We start from the raw sequence: 774 nt of genomic DNA on the forward strand, positions 1-774 counted from the left end.
GCTGCCGACGGTTGCCCCGGTGGTCACGCGGGTGGAGCGCTACGCCGGGCACTGCCGCTGCTGTGGCGGGACCACCCTGGCGCCGTTGCCCGAGGGGCTGGAGCCCGGAACGCCGTTCAGCGGCAACATCGTCGCGCTGGCGATGTACCTGCGCTTCGTCCATCAGGTCAGCTACCGGCGGCTGAGCCGCCTGCTGCTCGAACTGTTCGGTCTGGCCATCAGCGAGGGTGCGCTCGACGCTGCCTTCCGGCGCGGCAAGCCCCGCTTCGACGCCGAGACCAGCGCCATCCTGGCCCGGCTGCGCCGGGCGCGGGTGGTGTGCTCGGACGAGACCGGCATACGCATCGATGGCCGCAATGCCTGGAACTGGGTGTTCCAGAACGACGAGGTGGTGATCCACGTGGTCCGCCGCAGCCGGGGCGCCGGTGTCGTCGCCGAGGTGATGGCGGGGCATCGTCCGGCCATCTGGGTCTCCGACCTCTACAGCGCCCAGCGCGGCCATGCCGAAGCCTGGCAGATCTGTCTGGCGCATCAGCTCCGCGATTGCCGCTACGCCATCGAGGCGGGGGACGCCATCTTCGCCCCGCGCATGAAGGCGCTGCTCCTGCGGGCCGTGGTCCTGGCCCGCCGGCATCGGGGGCTGGCCGAGAGCACGCGCCGTGAATACCGCCGCCGCCTCGAGCACGCGCTCGATGCCGTCATGGCGCTCGCTCCCACCAACCGGCATGGGCAGCGATTGCGACGGCGCTACGGCAAGCTGCGCGAGCACCTCTT

General features: G+C 71.3%; 1 protein-coding gene. It reads left to right on the top strand.

Going from position 1 to position 774, the window contains the following annotated elements; genetic code table 11:
- Window positions 1–774: IS66 family transposase (locus tag Q7A36_RS40390; RefSeq protein ID WP_305109423.1), on the top strand; the 774-nt coding region annotated here is incomplete at both ends.

Origin of the sequence: Paracraurococcus lichenis (assembly GCF_030657435.1) — a bacterium.
In the GTDB taxonomy this organism is placed as follows: domain Bacteria; phylum Pseudomonadota; class Alphaproteobacteria; order Acetobacterales; family Acetobacteraceae; genus Paracraurococcus; species Paracraurococcus lichenis.